We start from the raw sequence: 19,972 nt of genomic DNA on the forward strand, positions 1-19,972 counted from the left end.
AGCGCAGCAAAAGCGCTGACAAATTCAGCCGGAAGCAGGGGACATAGCGCGGCATGAAAATTACCATCGAACAGACGCTCGATCAGGCGGGTACAGGTGCGTTTCAACGCGGTCTTCTGGGTGTCTTCGGCCTTGTCTGGGCTGCGGACGCCATGCAGGTTCTGGCGGTCGGCTTCACCGGCGCGACCATAGCAAAAACCTTTGGGCTGACCGTTCCCCAGGCATTGCAGACCGGCACGCTGTTTTTCCTTGGCATGTTGATCGGCGCAGCCGTCTTCGGAAGGCTTGCCGACAAATACGGCCGACGTCGCGTGCTTCTGGTGACAGTCGCCTGTGACGCCGTATTCGGGCTGCTTTCCGCCTTTGCGCCCGGTTTTGGCCTGTTGCTCGCTCTGCGTTTCCTGACCGGCGTCGCCGTCGGCGGGACCCTGCCTGTCGATTATGCCATGATGGCTGAATTCCTTCCCGCCCGAAATCGCGGGCGCTGGCTGGTCATGCTGGAAGGCTTCTGGGCTGTCGGCACCGTCATCATCGCGCTTGCCGCCTGGGCGACCAGTCTTGCGGGCGTCGAGGATGCATGGCGCTATATTTTCATCGTAACCGCAGCACCGGCGCTGATCGGCATCTGGCTGCGCCTGTGGGTGCCGGAATCCCCGATGCACCTGCTCAAATCCGGGTGCGCCGAAGAGGCGAAAACCGTTATGAATCGGGTACTTCGCCGCAACGGCAAGCCGGAACTGCCGCCGAAGGCGCAACTCGAAGCTCCGCTTATGGTCACGGACGAACGGTTGCTTTCACCCAATCTGCGCCGACGCACGCTTACGGCGCTGGCGATCTGGTTTCTGGTTTCGGTCTCCTATTACGGCATCTTCACCTGGATTCCGGCCAAGCTTGCCGGTGAGGGTTTCGGCTTCGTGCGCGGCTATGGTTTTCTGGTCGTTGTCGCGCTGGCGCAATTGCCGGGCTATGCGCTCGCCGCCTATGGCGTCGAAGCATGGGGACGCCGCAAGACCCTGATTTCATTCCTCTTTATCAGCGCCGCTGCCTGCGCGCTCTTCACCGTCGCGACCAGTTCCGGGGTGGTCGGGGCGTCCATTCTGATCATGAGTTTCGCGCTGCTCGGCACATGGGGCGCGCTTTATGCATTCACGCCGGAACTCTATCCGACCGCCCTGCGCGCAAGCGGAATGGGCGCTGCCGGGGCCATGGCCCGCCTCGGCGGTCTTTTGGCGCCTTCGGCGCTCGCTCTGGTCATCAGCCAGAGCTTTTATCTGGCTGTCGCGCTCTTCGCGGGACTGCTCGCGCTGGCAGGTGTGATTGCGTTTTTCATCGATGTGGAGACGAGGCAAAAGGCTCTCAACTGAGCAAAATCACAGAAAAGCCACAAAAATGTTCGCTCTTTGCCATGATTGAGAGGGGGTTTTTGCACCCTTTTGCTGCGAAAACGGTCCCTTTTTGCAGATTCAGTGCGTTTTTCGGAACGTCAGGTTGATCCTGACATGCCCCGTTTTCTCATGATCGCCACGCTTGAGGGCGAGAATGCCATGATGAAAAAGTCGCGACGGTCCGCCCCAGACAACCACGTCACCATGGCTTAAAACGTGCTTCAAAACCGGGTCGGTCCGCTTCAGTCCGCCGAACTGGAAAGTTGCGGGAAGGCCAAGCGAAACGGAGACGATAGGGCTGGAAAAATCCTGCTCGTCCTTGTCCTGATGCAGGGAAAGTTTCGCGCCGGGTTCATAGCGGTTGATGAGGCAGGCATCGGGCGAAAAGTCGGGATAACCCGCTTGCTTTGCCGCACTTCGGGCAAGTGCGAGAAAAGCTTGCGGCATGTCCGGCCAGGGTTTTCCCGTTTCAGGATCGGCGGGGCTGTAGCGATAGCCGGTGCGATCCGTCACCCAGCCCACGGAACCGCAATTGGTCATGGCGACCGACATGCGATAGCCGCCCGGCGTGACCATATGACGGAAGGGCGCGGCAGCCGAAACCTCGCCCACCGCTTTCAGGATAGCATCCTCGTCGGGCAGGGCAAAGCCGCGCAGCAGCACGGCTCCCGGCGCGAGGTCTTCCCGTGTGTTCAAACTACCGAAAAGGTCTTTCATAAGAAGCTCTTATCATAAGGTCGCGCCCGAACCTCCCGAAAACTGCTCTCAAATCGAAGGCTACGCCACATCTGGCAGAAAGATCGTCGCCTCCATGAATGTCACGGCATTGCCGCGCAGGATAACGCGATCCCCGGCCAGTTCGCAGTCAAGCCATCCGCCGCGTACCGAAGCCTGACAGGCCATCAGCCTGTCGCGACCGAGACGCATCGCCCAGTAGGGCACAAGCGTCGCATGGATGGAACCCGTTACCGGATCTTCCGGAATGCCCGCGCCGGGAGCAAAATAGCGCGATACGAAATGCGCCTTTGCCCCCTCCACGTCCTGCCCGGTCACCACCAGGCCGACCGAGCCAAGAAGGGCGATGGCGGCAAGGTCCGGGGCGAAGCCGCGCACGGCGTCGGCGCTGCCGAGATCGACAAAGATATTCTCGAAATTGCGGAAGATATGGAGAGGCCGCTTTGGGAAGATGCCGGCGATTTCGTGCGGCAGGCTGTCGATCGTCTCCGGCGGCAGGCAGGGAATATCGAGCCTGTATCCATCCGTTTCTTTCGAGACCTGGAGTTCTCCGACCCTTGTGTGGAAGACGAAAGGCGCGACCGCCCCGGTTTTCGTAAACAGAACATGCGCGGTCGCAAGAGTGGCGTGACCGCAGAAATCGACTTCATGTGCCGGAGCGAACCAGCGCAAATCCCATGCGCCGTCGGGTCTGGACTTGACGAAAGCAGTCTCGGCCAGATTGTTCTCCTGCGCGATTGACAGCATCATGGCATCCGGCAGCCATTCGTCGAGAACGAGAACCGCAGCCGGGTTTCCCGAAAAAGGCGGTCGGTGAAAGCATCGACCTGATACATCTGCATGAGAAAGTTCCTTGCCGTGACATGCTGCTTTGACATGCCGCTTTTCGCGACGAATGTGCGTGCACAATGCCCCACGGGCGCATGTCCGGCAAGATCGACCAGAAGGGTCGCAGGTCGGTGAGGGCGGGGCCGAAGCCCCGCATAGTCACCCGTTTGTTCCGAAACGCTCCTCGCTCAGCGCCGCCGCCATGAGGGCCCTGGTATATTCCTCGCGAGGATGATCGAAGACCTGTTCGGTATCGCCCTGTTCGACGATCCTGCCGCTCTTCATCACGATCACATAGTCCGACACAGCGCGGACGACGGCCATATCGTGGCTGATGAAGAGATAGGAAAGCCCGTGATCCTTCTGCAGATCGCGCAGGAGCGTGACGATCTGCTTCTGCACCGAACGGTCGAGCGCGCTTGTCGGCTCGTCGAGCACGATCACGCGCGGCTTGAGGATCATCGTGCGGGCGATGGCGATGCGCTGGCGCTGTCCGCCGGAAAATTCGTGCGGATAACGGTTGCGCATGGCCGGATCGAGACCGACCTCCCTCAACGCCTCCTGCGCGCGGCGGTCGCGCTCCCTGGCCGAAAGGTTCGGCTCGTGGATCAGAAGCCCTTCGGTTATGATGCGGCCGACGGTCATGCGCGGGCTGAGCGAACCGAACGGGTCCTGGAACACAAGCTGCAATTCGCGCCGTTTCGGGCGCATGGCCTGCGGCTCGCGCGGCAGTTCCTGCCCGAGATAGGCGATGCGTCCCTCGGAATCGAGAAGGCGCAGGATAGCGCGTCCAAGCGTGGACTTGCCCGAACCCGACTCGCCGACGATGCCGATGGTCTGCCCTTCCTTCAGCGTCAGCGAAACATTGTTGACCGCCGTCAGGTAGCTCGCGGCGCCAAGCCACGGCTTGTTTATGAGAAAGTTGACCTTCACATTGTCGGCGCGGATGAGCACCGGCGCTTCCATCGGTGGCGGGGCCTTTTCGCCCTCCGGCTCCGCGTCGAGCAGCATCTTCGTGTAGGGATGTTCAGGCGCGGTGAAAAGCTCTTCCGTCACGCCGGTTTCCACCACTTCGCCCGAGCGCATGACATAGACCCGGTCGGCAAAGCGCCGCACGATGCCGAGATCGTGCGTGATGAAGACCACGGCCATGCCGAGACGCTTTTGCAGGTCGGCCAGAAGATCGAGAATCTGCGCCTGAATGGTCACGTCGAGCGCGGTTGTCGGCTCGTCGGCAATCAATATGTCCGGCTCGTTGGCCAGCGCCATGGCGATCATGACGCGCTGGCGCTGCCCGCCCGACAGCTCGTAAGGATAGCTGTCGATGCGGCGTTCCGGCTCGGGAATGCCAACTAGTTTCAACAGTTCCAGAATGCGCGGACGCGCCTGTTTTTTGCTCAGCCCGCGATGATAGCGTAGCGGTTCCGCCAACTGGTCGCCGATCCGGTAAAGCGGGTCGAGCGAGGTCATCGGCTCCTGAAAGATCATGGTGATCTTCGCGCCGCGTATCCTGTTCAGCTGCTTGTCGGACATGCCGATCAGGTCCTGACCGCGATAGAGCGCCTGTCCCGTCGCCCTGCCGTTCTGGGCCAGAAGCCCCATCATGGCCATGGTGGTCTGGCTCTTGCCAGAACCGGACTCGCCCACAATGGCGATGGTTTCACCGGCTTTCACATCGAGGTCGATGCCGCGCACAGCCTGCACCGGCCCGTCATGCGTGTCGAAAGTGACCTTGAGGTCGCGCACGCTCAGAATGGTTTCATTCGTCATCTCAGCGATCCTTCGGGTCAAGGCTGTCGCGCAGGCCGTCGCCAAGGAAGTTCAGCGCAAACAGGATGATGGTCAGGGTGGCGGCAGGCCAGATCAATTGCCAGCTTGCGCCGCGCATGTTCTGGGCGCCTTCCGAGATAAGAAGGCCGAGCGAGGTGAGGGGGTCCTGCACGCCGAGGCCGAGAAAGGAGAGGAGGCTTTCAAGCAGGATCGCCTTCGGCACCAGAAGCGTGACGAAAACGATCACCGGGCCGAGCGCATTGGGGATGATGTGGCGGGAGATGACGCCGCGCCGCGTTGCGCCCAGCGCTTCCGCCGCCTGCACGAATTCCTGCCGCTTGAGGCTCAGCGTCTGTCCGCGCACGATGCGCGCCATGTCCAGCCACTCCGTCGCGCCGATTGCGATGAAGATGATGAAGATGGACCGCCCGAAAAAGACGAGCATCAGGATCACGAAGAAGATGAAAGGCAGCGAATAGAGAATGTCGACAAGCCGCATCATGACATTGTCGATACGCCCGCCAAGATAGCCGGAAACAGCGCCATAGCCGACGCCGAGCACCAGCGCCATGGCCGAAGCCAGCAGGCCGATGGCGAGCGACATGCGCACGCCGATGAAGATGCGTGTCATCAGGTCGCGACCGAGATTGTCGGTGCCGAGCACGAAATAATTGCGGGTGACGTCGAGCGTCAGCGTGCCGGAAAGCCCGTCCTGCGCCAGTTCGATCTTCGGATTGCTGAACAGGTCGGAGCGCTGGAAATAGCGAAGCACACGTTCGTCCGTCGGTCGCTGCGCCGTCACGTTGACCGTCAGCGAATTGCCGGTCAGTTCCGGTTCCCCGGCCGCTTTCAGCCGCGCGCGGGCCATTACCTGTTCCAGCCCCGGCATGATCGTGTCGGCGCGGGGATAGGCTTCGAGGCTTGGTGCCACGCGCACGAACTGCGGATAGATCTTGTCATAGGGGTGCGGGCTTATCATCGGCCCGAAAATGCCGACAAGGGCAAGCACGATCAGAACGATCGCGCTGGTGACAGCGGCCTTGTTCTTGCGCAGGCGCAGCGATGCATCCTGCCAGAGAGAACGGCTCGGAGTTTCGAGCTGGGCCGTTTCCGTCGGTACACTAAGATCAGTCATAACGAACCCTCGGATCAAGCCATGCATAAAGAAGATCGACTATCAAGTTGAAAACAACCACGAAAATCGCGATGACAACGACCGTTCCCATGACCAGCGTGTAATCGCGGCTGAGCGCGCCCTGCACGAAATAACGTCCGATGCCGGGAATGCCGAAAATGGTTTCCACCACGACCGAGCCGGTAAGAAGGGCTGCGGCGGTGGGGCCGAGATAGGAAACGGCAGGCAGCATGGCGGCGCGCAACGCGTGAACGCCGACGACCACGCGCGAGGGCAGACCATAGGCGCGGGCCGTGCGTACGTGATTGGCGCGCAGCGCCTCGATGGTCGCGCCGCGCACGAGGCGGGCAATGACACCCACCTGCGGCAAGGCCAGCGTCAGCACCGGCAATATCCAGTAGGAAACATTGGCAGACGACCAGCCGCCAGCCGGAACCAGGCCGAGAATGACGCCGAAGAGAAGGCTGAGGAGAGGAGCCACGACGAAATTGGGCGTGGTGATGCCGAAAGTGGCCAGCGCAACGACGAAATAGTCGACGGGCGTATTCTGCTTCAAAGCGGCGAGCGTGCCGAGGAAGGTTCCGATGATCGCCGCGAGGGTGAGGCCGAGCGCGCCGAGCATGATCGAGACCGGCAGGCCGGAGGCGAAAAGATCGTTCACCGTGAAATCGCGGCGGGTGAAGCTTGGTCCGAGATCGCCCTGCAACAGATTGCCCAGATAAATCAGATACTGCTGCCACAGCGGCGCATCCATATTATAGGCTTTCTTGAGGTTCTCCAGGATCAGCGGATCGATCGGGCGTTCCAGATCGAAAGGTCCGCCGGGCGCAAGCCGGATCAGGAAGAATGTCAGTGTAATGATGATGAAGATCGTGGGTATCGCACTACCCAATCGTCGGAGCGTATAGCCCAGCATGTCCTTTGTCCCTTCCTTGCCGGACCGCCGCCAAGCGATCCGGCAACCCCTGAGGGCGTTTCAATTCTTGTTTTAGTTTTTGATGGAAAGCCAGCGCGTGCCGTGCGAGTTCATGAGGTTATCCTCGTAACCCTGAACCTTGTCGGCAACCAGTGCGGTGGATGAGTAATACATCAGAGGCACCACGGCCCCGTCTTTCAGCAGGATTTCTTCCGCCTTGGCCAGAACCCCGGCGCGCTCGCCGAGATCGGTCGTGGCCGCGGATTTTGCCATCAGGGCGTCGTAATCCTTGTTCGACCATTCGGCATAGTTGAAATAATTGCCGGTGGTGAAGAGTTCCAGGAAGGAATTCGGGTCGTTGTAGTCGCCGATCCAGCCGTCACGGGTCAGATCGAACATGCCCTTTTCCTGAAGATAATTGAAATAGGTCGTGCCTTCGACCTCGTTCAGCGTGGCGTTGATGCCTATGTTTTTCAGCATGTTGGCAAGCGCGGCCATCGTGTTCTTGTGGTTTTCGGACGTGTTGTAGCGCAGCGTCACCGAAAGCGTATTCGGCTCGACGCCCGCTTCCTTCAAAAGCGCCTTGGCCTTGTCCTCGCGGTCGAGAATGTCTTCATCCGCGAAGTCGAGCTTCGGCGCGTCCTTCACATAATTGGCGATGCCGGGCGGCACCATGGAATAGGCAGGCAGCATGACGCCGCGCCAGACTTCCTCCGCCATGAACTCGCGGTCCACCGCCAGCGAAATGGCGCGGCGCACACGCGGATCGCGCAGCTTGCCGGACGGCTCGCCCTTGATGTCGGCATAGTAGATGCCAAGATAGGGAGCGAGGCGGAACTCCTTCGTCATATTCTTCTTCACATAGTCCATCTGCTCGGCGGCGACATCGGAACAGATATCCACTTCCTTCGCCTCGAAGCGGCGCATACAGCTCGAGCGATCCTCGAACGGTATCCAGTTGACCGTGTCGATCTTCACGTTTCCCGCATCCCAGTAATCGGGATTCTTCTTCATGACGATCTTGTCGTTCGGCGTGAAGCTCACAAGCTCATAAGCGCCGTTGGTCACGAGATTGCCGGGCAGGGTGAACTTGTCGCCGAATTTTTCGACGGCCTTACGGTTGACCGGAAAGCCGGTCTGGTGGGTCAGAAGTTCAAGGAAATAAGGGGCCGGGGCCTTGAGCGTGATCTGAAGCGTCTTGTCGTCCAGCGCCTTCACGCCAAGCTGGTCGACAGGCATCTTGCCGGTCGCGACCTGTTCCGCATTCCTGATGGCATAGAGCACGCTCGCATAGCCTGCTGCGGTTTTCGGGTCCATGATGCGGCGGAACGAGAATTCGAAATCACCGGCCGTTACCGGATCGCCATTCGACCATTTCGCGCCTTCGCGCATGTGGAATGTATAGGTGAGGCCGTTTTCGGAAAGATCCCATGACGCGGCCGCGCCGGGAATGGCTTCGCCCTTTTCGTTCTGCGCCACAAGTCCTTCGTAAAGGTCGCGCAGAACGCGGTTCTCGGAAACGGTCGAGGTATGGTGCTGGTCCAGGGTAGCGGGGTCGGTGTCGTTACCACGATTGAGGACGGTTTCGGCCGAAGCGGCGCCAACCAATGCGGCAAGGCAAATGCCCGCCAGTAAAACCCTGCGATACATCACAAAACTCCCATTCGCTTTAAAAATGCCGTCCCATGAAAAGAGGGACCTTTCGGCTTGCAGACCGAAAAAGGGCTGCGCGGCAAGGCGCAGCCCGAACTGAAAAATCTAGTTTTTAAGGGAGAGCCAACGCGTCTTGTGGCTATCCAGGAGGTTGTCGTTCCAGCCGTCCACATCGCTGGAAACGAGCGCACGCGACGAATAATAAAGGATAGGAATATTGCTCATTTCATCGAGCTTGACCTGTTCCGCTTCGGCCAGAACCTTCGCACGCTCGCCGAGATCGAGTATTGTTTCGGCCTTGGCCATCAGCGCGTCGTAATCGGCGTTCTTCACCTTGGAATAGTTGAAGCTGACATCGCTCTGGCTGATGAACAGGAAGTTCTGCGGATCGTTATAGTCGCCGATCCAGCCGGCGCGGGCGATATCGAACGGGCCGTCGTCACGCATGAAGTTGAAATAGGTGGCGCCTTCGGTTTCATTCAGCGATGCCTTCACGCCGATATTGCCAAGCTGGTCGGCTATGGCTGCCATGGTATTCTTGTTGTTTTCGGACGTGTTGTAGAGAAGCTCTATGGAAAGCGTATCCGGCTCGACGCCTGCTTCCTTCAGGAGTTCCTTGGCCTTGTCCTCGCGATCCAGCATATCGTCGGAATAGTCGAGCTTCGGCGCGTCCTTCACGTAATTTGCGATGCCGGGCGGCACCATCGAGTAACCGGGCAGCATCGTGCCCTGCCAGACCTGATCGGCAAGGAAGTCGCGGTCTATGGCCATGGAAATCGCCTGCCGGACGCGCGGATCCTTCAGCTTGCTGTCGGCGGTCTTGCCCTTCACCGGCAGGTAGTAGACGCCGAGATAAGGCGCCAGACGAAACTCATTGGCAAGGTTCTTCTTCACATAGTCCATCTGCTCGGCCGGAACGTCGGAGCATATCTGGACTTCCTTCGCTTCGAAGCGGCGCATACAGCTCGCGCGATCCTCGAACGGTATCCAGTTGACGGTGTCGATCTTCACCTGATCCGCTTCGTAATAATACGGATTCTTCTTCATGACGATCTTGTCGTTCGGCGTGAAGCTTTCCAGCATATAGGCGCCGTTCGTCACCATCTTGCCGGGCGTGGTGAACTTGTCGCCATTGGCCTCGACACTCTTCTGGTTCATCGGGAACCCGGTCTGGTGGGTCAGAAGCTCAAGGAAATAAGGGGCTGGGGCATTCAGCGTGACCTTGAGGGTGTGGTCGTCAACCGCTTCGACGCCAAGCTGGTCGACCGGCTTCTTGCCGCCCGCAATGTCTTCGGCGTTCTTGATGATGAACAACATGCTGGCGTAACCGGCAGCGGTTTTCGGGTCCATCAGGCGGCGGAAAGTAAACTGGAAATCGCCTGCGGTAACAGGGTCGCCATTCGACCATTTCGCATTGTCGCGCAGGTGGAAGGTGTAGACCGTGCCATCGTCGGAAACGTCCCAGGACTCCGCAACGCCGGGAATGGCCTTGCCGTACGCGTCCTGGATGGTCAGGCCGTCATAGAGGTCGCGCAGCACGTTGCCTTCGGAGATGGTGGAGGTGCGGTGATGGTCGAGCGTGGCCGGATCGGTATCGTTACCGCGGTTCAGCACGACCTCTGCCGAAGCGGCTCCCGCAAGCGCCAGAAGACACACGCCTGTCAGTAGAAATCTGCGATACATTGATTAACCCCTCTGTTGAAATTTTTGAAATGCTCCGCATCTTATGGATAAGCGCGTCACTTGCAAGAGTACTTATCAACCGTCTGACTTAACTAGCATATTCACTTTTTCTTGATCCGTCCCACTGCTATTTTTTGGGTACGCAATCTCGCAATTTTCACTGATTTACATCGTTTCACCGGCTCTCGGCCATCCTGAAAAAAGACCGCAATTTCCGGGTTTTGCGACTTCGGATGTCAACTGGAAACATCGTCGGAATCGATCCGATTCGCATAAACTTTCATTGTGGTTTCTGAATAGGCGAACAAGCCGGCTTTCGACCGACGCATAGTCCGCTTGTTGACACATTGACAGTTCCATAACCTATCTTATGCGACTAGCGTATATAACAGGGGTGGGTTCTAGCTTGAAGTGCGACTTGTGAACGAAATACCAGTGGCTCGTCAACGGCACAGGGGCAAATTCCACGGTTTCCAAAGAGTGGAATGCCCTTCTCCTTTGCGCAGAGCCCAAGCAGGAAACAAGCGTGAGAAATTGACAGTTCCGAGCAATATCCTGTATCGCTTGATACAGATGAATACCGTTCAATATATTGAACATGCAAGGAAAATCTTTCCGGCCTCGCGCAGCGACGCGGAAACATAAAACCTTGGGAAATCTGTTAAGGGCGGAATGATGACTGCAGCAATCAAGCCATTTACGTTCGATACCGTCGGCTCAATGTTGGTCGAGTGGGGTGCAGCCGGGAGGCTTGGAGAAATCCTCGGCGAGCGTTTTTCCCAGCGCAAAATTCTCATCGTAACGGATAAAGGCCTGCACCAGGCAGGTGTTCTCAACGATGCGCTCGCATCGCTCGAAAAAGCCGGTTTCAAAATCAACATTTGCGACCAAGTGGTGGCCGACCCGCCTGAAGCCATCCTTCTTGCGTGTGTCGATCGGGCAAAAGCCTCCGGTTGCGATATTGTGCTCGGCCTTGGCGGCGGCTCGTCCATGGATATTGCCAAACTCGCCGCCGTGCTCATCGTTTCAGAACAGGAATTGTCCGAACTCTATGGCATAGGCAAGGTGCAGGGCAGCCGCCTGCCTCTGATCCAGATACCGACCACGGCCGGAACCGGTTCGGAAGTTACAAACATCACCATCCTCACGACGGGCGAAACAACCAAGATGGGAGTGGTTGCGCGTCAGCTATATGCGGATTTCGTCATTCTCGATGCCGAACTGACATGCGGCCTCCCTGCCCTTCACACTGCCGCAACCGGCATCGACGCCATGGTTCATGCCATCGAAGCCTATACCAGTCGCGTCAAAAAGAACCCGCTATCGGATGCTTTCGCCCGCGAGGCATTGAAGCTTCTTTCAACCAATCTCATTGCCGCCTGTAAAAACGGTATGGATCGCAACGCGCGGGAGGCCATGCTGATCGGGGCGAATTTTGCCGGACAGGCTTTTTCCAACTCTCCGGTCGGGGCTGTTCACGCCCTCGCCTACCCGCTGGGCGGGCACTACCATGTGCCTCACGGTCTTTCCAATGCACTGATGCTTGGGCCTGTTCTTCGCTTCAATATGGCGGGTGCGGCAGCGCTCTACGCGGAACTTGCCGATCTGCTTCTTGATGCATCGGAAGGCACGACCGAAGAGCGCTCGGCGGCTTTTGTCGCCTATATCGAGGAACTGATGGATCGTTCGGGCGCTCCGCGCCGCCTTCGCGATGTCGGCGTAACGGAAGAAAGCCTCGAAATGCTTGCGCGCGATGCCATGTTGCAGACCCGCCTGCTCGGCAATAATCCGGTCGACGTGACCGAAGCCGACGCCCTGGCGCTTTATCGCGAAGCCTTCTGACCGCAAAAACAACGCTACAGGCCCGCTCAGGATGTCTGGAGCAATAGCGCGATGCCGGACGTCCTGAAATGACGGATATATGACATTTAAGCCGTTTGGTCCAAGCTTTATCATCAACTTCATCACTTCCAACGAGATGGAGATTTCGATGACTGGGACTTCAAAAGGCACCGCCCTGATTACTGGAGCGTCCTCGGGCATCGGCGCGATTTACGCCGATCGCCTGGCGCGCAAGGGATATGACCTGATCCTCGTGGCTCGCAACAAAGCGCGCCTCATGGAACTGGCCCGGCAACTTGGCGACGAAACGGGTCGCACCGTTGAAGTCGTCGCGGCAGACCTCGGCAACAGGGATGGTCTCGCAGAGGTCGAAAAGGTGCTGCGTACCGATGCGGGCATCACCATGCTGATCAACAATGCAGGCATTGGCGCGACTGCCCCGCTACTATCCTCCGATATCGACAGGATGGAGGAAATGATCGGGCTGAACGTCACGGCGTTGACGCGGCTGACTCATGCCGTCGCGCCCGGCTTTGTGGAGCGCGGCGCCGGAACGATCGTCAATATCGCTTCGATTGTCGGCATCGCGCCGGAACAGCTGAACGGGGTGTATGGCGGCAGCAAGGCTTTCGTTCTGGCCTTCAGCCAGTCGCTCCAAAGCGAACTGGCGGACAAGGGCATTCGTGTGCAAGCTGTTCTGCCGGGAGCGACCGCAACCGATTTCTGGGGCATCGCCGGTACGCCGCTTGAATATGTACCGAGCGAGATCGTCATGTCCGCCGACGATATGGTGGATGCCGCGCTGGCCGGGCTTGAACTGGGTGAACAGGTCACAATCCCGTCGCTGCCGGATGTCAGCGACTGGACAGCCTATGAAGCGGCTCGACAGAAACTGAAGCCCAACCTGTCGCGCAACAAACCCGCCGCCCGTTATGGCGTCGGGCATCGGGCCGGTCAACCGACCCACTGACCTAAGGAATGGACCGCCGTGTGTTCAACGTTTAAAAGGACGCACGGCGCCCACGGCATAAATCTGGTATATACGGCATTTTCAGACAGGAGCGAAAGTCATGCACAAAATCGGGTATGTCGTTTTTCCCGGATTCCAGCTTCTGGGGTTCGCTGCCGTCACCGCCCTGGAGATGGCCAATCTCGATCTTGCGGAGCCATATTATACCATTGAACTCCTTTCGGAATCCGGCGGAGAGATCAAGTCTTCCGCCGGTTTCGGGGTGAATACGAAAGCTTTCGATCATCACACGGTTTACGATACCGTGATGCTGGGCGCCGGAACGGCGATTGAGCCGGTGACGCCGGGACTGATCGGGTTCGCGCGGCATTCCCTGCGAACCGCGCGACGGCTGGCGGCTCCTTGCACCGGCGCTTTCATTCTCGCGGAGGTGGGTCTTCTGGACGGACGCCGCGCGACGACGCATTGGTTTTTTGCGCGTCAACTCCGGGAAAGCTTTCCCGCCGTCAAGGTCGAGGAAGACCGGATATTCATCGTCGATGGCGCGGTTTGGACGTCAGCAGGGATGACGGCGGGCATCGATCTGGCGCTCGCCATGGTCGAAAAGGATCTCGGTCAGGAGGTAGCGCGCGCCGTGGCGCGAAAACTCGTGGTCTATCACCGCAGGGCCGGTGGGCAGTCGCAGTTCTCGGCCTTGCTCGAACTGGACCCCAAGTCGGACAGAATCCAGAAATCCATCAATTATGCCAAGGCAAACCTGCGCAGCATTCTCTCGGTCGACGAGCTTGCCGATGCGGCTGGGCTTAGCCCACGCCAGTTCAGCCGGGCGTTTCGCTCGGAAACAGGCCAGTCGCCTGCCAAGGCCGTCGAAAATCTGCGCGTGGAAGCGGCGCGGCTGATGATGGAACAAGGCCGGCATCCCATGGACGTCATAGCGATGGAGACCGGCTTTGCGGATACCGATCGTATGCGTCGGGCTTTCCTTCGGACACTTGGTCAGCCGCCGCAAACCATCAGGCGCAATGCGCGGGAAAGCGCGATGCTGTCGTGAACGCCGCAAACTGTTCGGGAAAAACGATCCCCGCTTGACCGGGCTGAACGCACTTTCTACACCACCGGCAGCGGCATTTTCCCAAGCGCCGCATCAACATAGCAAGCGAAAGACCGGGCACGTGGAAAACGAACATCGCCGCAATCAGGCTGGTTTTGCAACCAGAGCCATTCACGTCGGACAGGAACCCGATCCGCTGACCGGCGCCGTTATTCCACCGGTCTATCACGCGACGACTTTCGTTCAGGACGGTATCGGCAAAAGCAAGGGCTTCGACTACAGCCGAAGCGGCAATCCGACCCGCAATGGCCTGCAACTTTGCCTCGCCGATCTGGAAGGCGCGCAGGCCGCCTATGTGTTTCCAAGCGGGCTTTCCGCCGCCGCGACCCTGCTTGAAGCCTTGCCAGCCGGTTCGACGATCCTCGCGCATAACGATCTTTATGGCGGGGTCTACCGGCTGCTGGCGGATGTCCGTCCGCTCACGGCAGGCCATAAGGTAAACTTCGTCGATTTTTCCGATGCGGCCGCACTGGAAGAAGCCGTACGGGCCGGCAAACCGGACCTGTTGTGGTTCGAAACACCCTCCAATCCCACCTTGCGTATCGTGGACCTTTCGCTCGTCGCCCGTCTTGGCGCGGAAGCCGGAGCCATTACGGTTTGCGACAGCACGTTTTCCTCGCCGGTCGGCCAGCGCCCGATAGAGCATGGCATCCATGTGGTGGTACACTCGGCCACCAAGATGCTGAACGGACATTCCGACCTTCTCGGCGGTGTCGTGGCGATCTCGGCCAGCGCCCCTTCCGGCCTCGCCGACCGCGTCGGATATTTGCAGAACGCGCTTGGCGCGGTCATGTCGCCGACCGATTGCGCCCTGCTCCACCGCTCGCTCAAGACGCTGGAAATCCGCAGCGTCCGACAGTCCGAGACAGCCCTGAAACTCGCCGCAAGCCTTGAACGCCGCATGGCGGAACTGGGCTTGACGAAAGTCGTTTATCCCGGCCTCAAGAGCCACCCACAGCATGAAATGGCCGCCCGCCAGATGCTGAATTTCGGCTGCGTCGTGTCGATCGAAGTCGAAGGCGACCTTGCCCGCGTCGAACGCATCCTTACATCCACCCATTATTTCCGCTTCGCGGTCAGCCTCGGAAGCGTGGAAAGCCTTATCCAGCACCCCTTCTCGCTCACCCATGCGGTGGTTCCCGAGGATCAGAAAACCACCTCCGGCATCGGGCCGCAGCTCATCCGCCTGTCGGTCGGACTGGAAGACCCGCTCGATCTCGAACAGGACCTGATCCGCGCCCTGAAGAACAATTGAGCGGCGCCTTCCGCTCTGCGAATGGCCGATCCGGCAGCGTCGGCCTTTGTTTTTCTCACCAATACCGGCCATTCCAATAGCCCCCGCAGGCCAAACCAAAGCTCATCGGCCCTCACTCGCGAGTTCCGGTCCAATTGCCCCCGAAAAAGAAGCCATAATTTTCCGTCGGCTTCGCTTGCTTTAATACCGACTGGTTGGTATGTTATCAAAAGGGAGCAAGACATGCCGAGAAAACCGAACCCTTTGACGAAGTCGCATTTGCTGGAAGCCGCATTCGCCGTCATCCGAACGAAGGGTTATTCCGCGACGACGGTCGATGACATCTGTACTGCAGCAAAACTGTCCAAGGGGGCGTTTTTCCATCATTTTTCCAGCAAGGAAGATCTGGCCGTCGCGGCTGCCGACCATTGGTCGAAAGTAACTTCCGAAATGTTTGCGGAAGCTCCCTACCATCGGCCGGACGATCCTCTGGACCGTCTTCTGGCCTATGTGGATTTCCGCAAGCATCTTATTGAGGGTACATTGCCGGAGTTTACCTGTCTCGTCGGAACGATGGTTCAGGAAACCTACGGCACCAGCCCTGCCATCCAGCAGGCCTGCTGGTCGAGCATTTCGGGCCATGCCGACACGCTGGTCGCCGACATTGCGGCTGCGATGGACATGCACGGAGTACAGGGGGATTTTACTCCCGAAAGCCTCGCCCTTCATACGCAGGCCGTTCTTCAGGGCGCTTTCATTCTCGCAAAGGCAAGCGGCGATCCGCAGCGTGCCGTGGAAAGCATCGAGCATCTTCACCGTTATCTGCGCCTGCTCTTCGCAAGGACGGGCGCGACCCGGAATCAATAGATCAATCCTGGGAGGATACAATGCCAAGCACCATCCATCTGCATCGCGTTATCGCAGCAAAGCCGGAAAAGCTGTTTCGCGCCTTTGTCGAGGCCGACGCCATTGCAAGCTGGCTGCCGCCATATGGCTTCGTGTGCACCGTACACGAGCTAGATGCGCGAGCGGGCGGCAAGCACAGAATGTCGTTCCGCAATTTCACCACGGGTGCGAGCCACTCTTTCGGCGGCACTTATGTGGAATTCGTTCCCGGCGAACGGCTCGTCTACACCGACAGTTTCGATGATCCCAACCTGCCCGGCGAAATGAAGGTGACCATCACCTTCAAGGGCGTATCGGTCGGCACTGAGATCAGGATCGAGCAGCAGGGCGTTCCAGACATCATTCCGGCGGAGGTCTGCTATCTTGGCTGGCAGGATTCCCTGCATAAGCTTGCAAGGCTGGTCGAGCCTGAAATCAACCAGTAACGCCGGTTTCCCGCTATCGCGCCGCCGCGAAAACCCCAAGGCAGCATATGCCCCCTGCTCTCTTGCGGTGGCGATTTCATGCGGGCGCGCAACAATTCATCTCTCCGACCGGAACCTGTGCGAACATTTTACGTTGAACCCAATGGCTGGCAATGGCCACCAGGGTGCCATTGCGTCTTTCGACAATCCAGTGAGCGCATAACGAATTAAGGCGGGAGGCCAGAAAATGAAGGCACGCACAGCGACCGTCGGCGATCTTGAAACCGTTTTCCGCGACCTTTCAAGACGCATGACCATCGAATACATCGCCGCAGGCAAGGACACCAAGACGGCCTATGACAATCTCATGATGAACCTCCGCGAAGGCCGCGCCCATGCCCTTTTGCAGGACGGCAAGGTCGTCGCAATCATAGCCTGGCGCGAAGGGGACGACGCGGCGGAAACACTGTTTGCGGCAAGGGAAGAATTTTTCAGCCCCAACACGGTGCGCTTTTGCAAACAGCATATCCGTCAGATCCAGTCGCTTGCAGGCGACTTGCCCATTCATTCACGAAGCTGGCTCGACCGTTCCGACATAGTGAAATGGTTCAGGATCATCGGCTACGAAGAAAAGGGAACCGAGAATGGCGCTCACCTGTTCGAGTTGCCCGCCCGCCGCGACGGCAGAGCTACCGGCTAGGGGCGGCATCTTTTAACATGATAAAAATCGTGTGAGGCTGTCCTTAGAGCGCATTTCGATCTGATTGAATCAGATCGCCGCTCTAACGCTTTCTATTTTAAGCATAATCTTGATCGTACTCGTTTCACTCCGGTCGGATTATGCTTCAAGGCGAGGCTCGCATGATTGCTGCCGATTGACGAGCGGATATGGCTTTGGATATAAATCCGGCGACGGCTCATGCCGCGCACGATGGGAATGGGGTTCTCCCGAAACCGCCAGCTATTGGCTGATGACTCCTGCTTGAATGGAAACAGGAGAAGAGTGCGTCCCGCGGCATCTCGAAGCGTTGGTTTCAAGCCTTCCGGAAGCCCTGTCGAAGCCTCTATCCATGGCTTGGTGGATATAACCAATGCAGGCAACCCTGATGGTGGCGCTTGGCGGCGCTATAGGAAGCGTGGCGCGATACTGGCTCGCTATATTGATGCTGCCGATAAGCCGCGAACTTCCCTGGGGCACGATCCTCATCAATATTGTCGGGTCGTTCGCGATCTCGTTCTTCGGCGCGCTGACACTGGAGCAGGGGCGCTTTCCGGTGCCGGAAGTCTGGCGCCTCGCCTTCATGGTCGGCGTCTGCGGCGGCTTCACCACTTTCTCGTCGTTCAGCCTGCAAACGCTCGATCTCCTGCGTGCCGGTCAGCCGGGCAAAGCGCTGTTCAATATCGGTTTCTCGGTCGTGCTATGCCTGATCTCCGTGTGGCTGGGCCTGCTCACTGCCGAGCGTTTCAACGGCGGCATCGAGCAGGTTGCCCAGACTATCATCGAGGAAGAGGCCTCGTAATTTCCGAGGCCGACAATGAAAAGCCGAAACGTGGCAGGACCGGCCTATGCATGGCGGTTCACAGATCACTTTTAACTGAGCACAAGCGTGCTCGTTACCAGGTCGCGAAGACAACGTCGCTTTCCGATATTTCAGCCACTGCCAGACCTTCAATGAGAATACCGCCCGCGTCGTCACCGAAGCTGACATAAACACCTTGTTCGGTATCGTGCGAGGCGGCAACAAAGCTGTCGAAGTCGTGAATCTCGGGATCGCTCGAAGCATATCCACGAAAGCTGATTACATCTCCCCCGGCGGTATCGAAATCGGTAATGTGATCGACACCGCCATTCAGGCGGACTGTTTCGTAGCTCCAGAAAAATGTGTCGGCACCGCTGCCACCGGTTAATGTGTCGGCTCCGAGACCGCCTTCAAGCGTATCTGCACCGGCGCCGCCGTCCAACACATCGTCGCCGTGCTGGCCGTCAAGCCGATCATTACCCGAGCCGCCACCCAGTATATCGACGCCACGGCCTCCGCGAACTTCGTCGAAACCGTCGCCACCCTGCAGGATATTGGGCGTGATGTAATCACCACTACCGCCAACATCCACCAACAGCCTGTCATTCCCCGCCCCACCATCGAGAAACTGGCTGCCGCCGCCACCGGCTACCATGAAATCGTCTCCGTCACCGCCAAGCAGAACATCGCTGCCTGCCGGACCGACAAGACCGGATCCCAGCGAATGCAGATAGTCGTTGCCCGCGCCACCTTCGAGATAATCATTCCCGCGTCCGCCGATGAGTGAATCGTCGCCATCTCCGCCGGAGAGATAATCGTCATCGTCGCCGCCCGAAAGAAAGTCATTGCCGATCCCGCCGTCGAGATAATCATCTCCCTCCTCGCCGGTGAGTTCATCATTTCCGCCATGACCATGCAGGATATCGTTGCCTTGGCCACCCTCGGCCCTGTCATCGCCACCGGCGCCGATGAAGCGATCGTCGCCACCATTCATGGAAACAAGAGCCCTCTGGGTGTCGCTGGCCAAGATGGTGTCATCGCCACGACCGGTATCGACGCTGACGAATTCGAAATTCCTGAAAGCCGTGCCTGTAGAGGTGGTTCCCTTCGCAAAGTCGATGGTGACATCTTCGCTCGTGATGCGATCCGCCATGACAAGTATATCGTCACCGTCGCCACCATCCAGCTCGACCGATGAGAGCGACGCATGGACATCGTCATCACCCGCGCCGCCGAAAATGCGGTTTTCCCCATATTGATCGTAAATGAAATCGTCGCCCGCGCCGGCATCGATGAAGTCGTCGCCTGCGGCATCGGTTGGATGATCGGAGTAGCCGGAGCCGATGCTGTCCGCCCCTGCCCCGGTCGAGATCACATCGTCACCCATGCCGCCCAGAATGGTATCCTGCCCACTGCCGGTAGTGATGATCAGCCGCTCCACATCCCGAAAATAAATACCATTGGCCGGATACCAGTCGGAGTCGAGCGTTGCATGTCCATTAAGAGCATTCAACCTGACATTGTTGGAGCGGTCGGAGAAATCAATCAGCAACGTATCGAAACCGGCACCGCCATTCACCGCACCGCTCACGCCTTCCAGAATCAGCCGGTCATCCCCGTTTCCTCCGTCGAGACGATCGAACCCGCTCGAACTGCTCAGAACATCGTCGCCCCCCAGCCCCCAGAGACTGTCATTCCCGTCCGTGCCGGTAAGAATATCCTCAAGTCCTGTTCCAACAACCTTAGCCATAGGTATCGTACTCCGGTTACAGCACGATCCGATCGGAGTGAAACCGGAACGATCAGGATCATGCCTGAAATAATAGAGTTGAGATGTGTTGATCTGAGCGACTGTATCAAGAAGCAATATGCGGATGCAA

17 protein-coding genes and 1 riboswitch are annotated in these 19,972 nt (G+C 58.5%); of the genes, 9 read left to right on the top strand and 8 right to left on the bottom strand.

All coding sequences use genetic code 11. The annotated features are described in order from the left end of the window. The first annotated feature begins 53 nt into the window (after nucleotides 1–53). On the top strand, nucleotides 54–1,364 hold the full coding sequence (locus tag FHS76_RS03880) for an MFS transporter (protein ID WP_183648363.1): 1,311 nt from the start codon (nucleotides 54–56) through the stop codon (nucleotides 1,362–1,364). A gap of 99 nt (nucleotides 1,365–1,463) precedes the next feature. Here FHS76_RS03880 and alkB read toward each other — a convergent pair whose 3' ends face one another. The 7 genes from alkB to FHS76_RS03915 all read right to left on the bottom strand — a co-directional run bounded on the left by alkB (nucleotide 1,464) and on the right by FHS76_RS03915 (nucleotide 10,105). Continuing rightward, entirely contained in the window at nucleotides 1,464–2,102 is a 639-nt protein-coding gene (gene alkB / locus FHS76_RS03885; RefSeq protein ID WP_183648366.1) for a DNA oxidative demethylase AlkB, read from the bottom strand. Between the two features lie 60 nt (nucleotides 2,103–2,162). Further along, complete coding sequence (locus tag FHS76_RS03890) at nucleotides 2,163–3,029, bottom strand: PhzF family phenazine biosynthesis protein (protein WP_235992555.1); 867 nt, start codon at nucleotides 3,027–3,029, stop codon at nucleotides 2,163–2,165. A 78-nt stretch (nucleotides 3,030–3,107) separates the two neighbouring features. Then, nucleotides 3,108–4,718 (bottom strand): ABC transporter ATP-binding protein, encoded by a 1,611-nt coding sequence (locus tag FHS76_RS03895; RefSeq protein WP_183648369.1) that lies wholly within the window; start codon nucleotides 4,716–4,718, stop codon nucleotides 3,108–3,110. Between the two features lies 1 nt (nucleotide 4,719). Then, entirely contained in the window at nucleotides 4,720–5,853 is a 1,134-nt protein-coding gene (locus tag FHS76_RS03900; protein WP_183648371.1) for an ABC transporter permease, read from the bottom strand. Continuing rightward, nucleotides 5,846–6,769 carry an ABC transporter permease gene (locus FHS76_RS03905; RefSeq protein WP_183648374.1) on the bottom strand — a complete coding sequence of 308 codons (924 nt, stop codon included), beginning with the start codon at nucleotides 6,767–6,769 and terminating at the stop codon, nucleotides 5,846–5,848. Before FHS76_RS03905 ends, FHS76_RS03900 begins: the two co-directional genes overlap by 8 nt. A 72-nt stretch (nucleotides 6,770–6,841) precedes the next feature. Further along, nucleotides 6,842–8,419, bottom strand: a complete 1,578-nt coding sequence (locus FHS76_RS03910; RefSeq protein ID WP_183648378.1) for a peptide ABC transporter substrate-binding protein — start codon at nucleotides 8,417–8,419, stop codon at nucleotides 6,842–6,844. A 108-nt stretch (nucleotides 8,420–8,527) separates the two neighbouring features. Then, nucleotides 8,528–10,105 (bottom strand): peptide ABC transporter substrate-binding protein, encoded by a 1,578-nt coding sequence (locus tag FHS76_RS03915; RefSeq protein ID WP_183648382.1) that lies wholly within the window; start codon nucleotides 10,103–10,105, stop codon nucleotides 8,528–8,530. Nucleotides 10,106–10,777: 672 nt separating this feature from the next. On the opposite strand from FHS76_RS03915, the gene FHS76_RS03920 reads away from it, so the two are divergent. The 8 genes from FHS76_RS03920 to crcB all read left to right on the top strand — a co-directional run bounded on the left by FHS76_RS03920 (nucleotide 10,778) and on the right by crcB (nucleotide 18,092). Then, nucleotides 10,778–11,947, top strand: coding sequence for an iron-containing alcohol dehydrogenase (locus tag FHS76_RS03920; protein ID WP_183648386.1), 1,170 nt, complete (start codon nucleotides 10,778–10,780; stop codon nucleotides 11,945–11,947). A gap of 148 nt (nucleotides 11,948–12,095) precedes the next feature. Beyond that, on the top strand, nucleotides 12,096–12,917 hold the full coding sequence (locus tag FHS76_RS03925) for an SDR family NAD(P)-dependent oxidoreductase (RefSeq protein ID WP_183648389.1): 822 nt from the start codon (nucleotides 12,096–12,098) through the stop codon (nucleotides 12,915–12,917). A 100-nt stretch (nucleotides 12,918–13,017) separates the two neighbouring features. Continuing rightward, nucleotides 13,018–13,968, top strand: a complete 951-nt coding sequence (locus FHS76_RS03930; protein WP_183648392.1) for a GlxA family transcriptional regulator — start codon at nucleotides 13,018–13,020, stop codon at nucleotides 13,966–13,968. 121 nt (nucleotides 13,969–14,089) lie between these two features. Beyond that, entirely contained in the window at nucleotides 14,090–15,283 is a 1,194-nt protein-coding gene (locus tag FHS76_RS03935; protein WP_328700432.1) for a trans-sulfuration enzyme family protein, read from the top strand. 222 nt (nucleotides 15,284–15,505) lie between these two features. Further along, the gene (locus FHS76_RS03940; RefSeq protein ID WP_183648397.1) at nucleotides 15,506–16,129 is read left to right on the top strand and encodes a TetR/AcrR family transcriptional regulator; all 624 of its coding nucleotides are present in this window, start codon (nucleotides 15,506–15,508) and stop codon (nucleotides 16,127–16,129) included. A gap of 20 nt (nucleotides 16,130–16,149) precedes the next feature. Further along, entirely contained in the window at nucleotides 16,150–16,593 is a 444-nt protein-coding gene (locus FHS76_RS03945) for an SRPBCC family protein (protein ID WP_183648399.1), read from the top strand. Between the two features lie 226 nt (nucleotides 16,594–16,819). After that, nucleotides 16,820–17,272 (top strand): hypothetical protein, encoded by a 453-nt coding sequence (locus FHS76_RS03950; RefSeq protein ID WP_183648401.1) that lies wholly within the window; start codon nucleotides 16,820–16,822, stop codon nucleotides 17,270–17,272. Nucleotides 17,273–17,496: 224 nt separating this feature from the next. After that, nucleotides 17,497–17,560: riboswitch (Fluoride riboswitch) on the top strand. A 103-nt stretch (nucleotides 17,561–17,663) separates the two neighbouring features. Continuing rightward, nucleotides 17,664–18,092, top strand: a complete 429-nt coding sequence (crcB, locus tag FHS76_RS03955; RefSeq protein WP_183648403.1) for a fluoride efflux transporter CrcB — start codon at nucleotides 17,664–17,666, stop codon at nucleotides 18,090–18,092. Between the two features lie 94 nt (nucleotides 18,093–18,186). On the opposite strand, the gene FHS76_RS03960 is transcribed toward crcB, so the two are convergent. Continuing rightward, on the bottom strand, nucleotides 18,187–19,842 hold the full coding sequence (locus FHS76_RS03960) for a calcium-binding protein (protein ID WP_183648404.1): 1,656 nt from the start codon (nucleotides 19,840–19,842) through the stop codon (nucleotides 18,187–18,189). Between the last annotated feature and the right edge of the window lie 130 nt (nucleotides 19,843–19,972).

The sequence above is a fragment of the Brucella daejeonensis genome (assembly GCF_014199265.1).
GTDB lineage: Bacteria > Pseudomonadota > Alphaproteobacteria > Rhizobiales > Rhizobiaceae > Brucella > Brucella daejeonensis.

Excerpts from the sequence above, each read along its gene's own strand:
- FHS76_RS03880 (WP_183648363.1), top strand. The coding sequence starts at position 54 with ATGAAAATTACCATCGAACAGACGCTCGATCAGGCGGGTACAGGTGCG.
- alkB (WP_183648366.1), bottom strand. The coding sequence starts at position 2,102 with ATGAAAGACCTTTTCGGTAGTTTGAACACACGGGAAGACCTCGCGCCG.
- FHS76_RS03895 (WP_183648369.1), bottom strand. The coding sequence starts at position 4,718 with ATGACGAATGAAACCATTCTGAGCGTGCGCGACCTCAAGGTCACTTTC.
- FHS76_RS03900 (WP_183648371.1), bottom strand. The coding sequence starts at position 5,853 with ATGACTGATCTTAGTGTACCGACGGAAACGGCCCAGCTCGAAACTCCG.
- FHS76_RS03905 (WP_183648374.1), bottom strand. The coding sequence starts at position 6,769 with ATGCTGGGCTATACGCTCCGACGATTGGGTAGTGCGATACCCACGATC.
- FHS76_RS03910 (WP_183648378.1), bottom strand. The coding sequence starts at position 8,419 with ATGTATCGCAGGGTTTTACTGGCGGGCATTTGCCTTGCCGCATTGGTT.
- FHS76_RS03915 (WP_183648382.1), bottom strand. The coding sequence starts at position 10,105 with ATGTATCGCAGATTTCTACTGACAGGCGTGTGTCTTCTGGCGCTTGCG.
- FHS76_RS03920 (WP_183648386.1), top strand. The coding sequence starts at position 10,778 with ATGATGACTGCAGCAATCAAGCCATTTACGTTCGATACCGTCGGCTCA.
- FHS76_RS03925 (WP_183648389.1), top strand. The coding sequence starts at position 12,096 with ATGACTGGGACTTCAAAAGGCACCGCCCTGATTACTGGAGCGTCCTCG.
- FHS76_RS03930 (WP_183648392.1), top strand. The coding sequence starts at position 13,018 with ATGCACAAAATCGGGTATGTCGTTTTTCCCGGATTCCAGCTTCTGGGG.
- FHS76_RS03940 (WP_183648397.1), top strand. The coding sequence starts at position 15,506 with ATGCCGAGAAAACCGAACCCTTTGACGAAGTCGCATTTGCTGGAAGCC.
- FHS76_RS03945 (WP_183648399.1), top strand. The coding sequence starts at position 16,150 with ATGCCAAGCACCATCCATCTGCATCGCGTTATCGCAGCAAAGCCGGAA.
- FHS76_RS03950 (WP_183648401.1), top strand. The coding sequence starts at position 16,820 with ATGAAGGCACGCACAGCGACCGTCGGCGATCTTGAAACCGTTTTCCGC.
- crcB (WP_183648403.1), top strand. The coding sequence starts at position 17,664 with ATGCAGGCAACCCTGATGGTGGCGCTTGGCGGCGCTATAGGAAGCGTG.
- FHS76_RS03960 (WP_183648404.1), bottom strand. The coding sequence starts at position 19,842 with ATGGCTAAGGTTGTTGGAACAGGACTTGAGGATATTCTTACCGGCACG.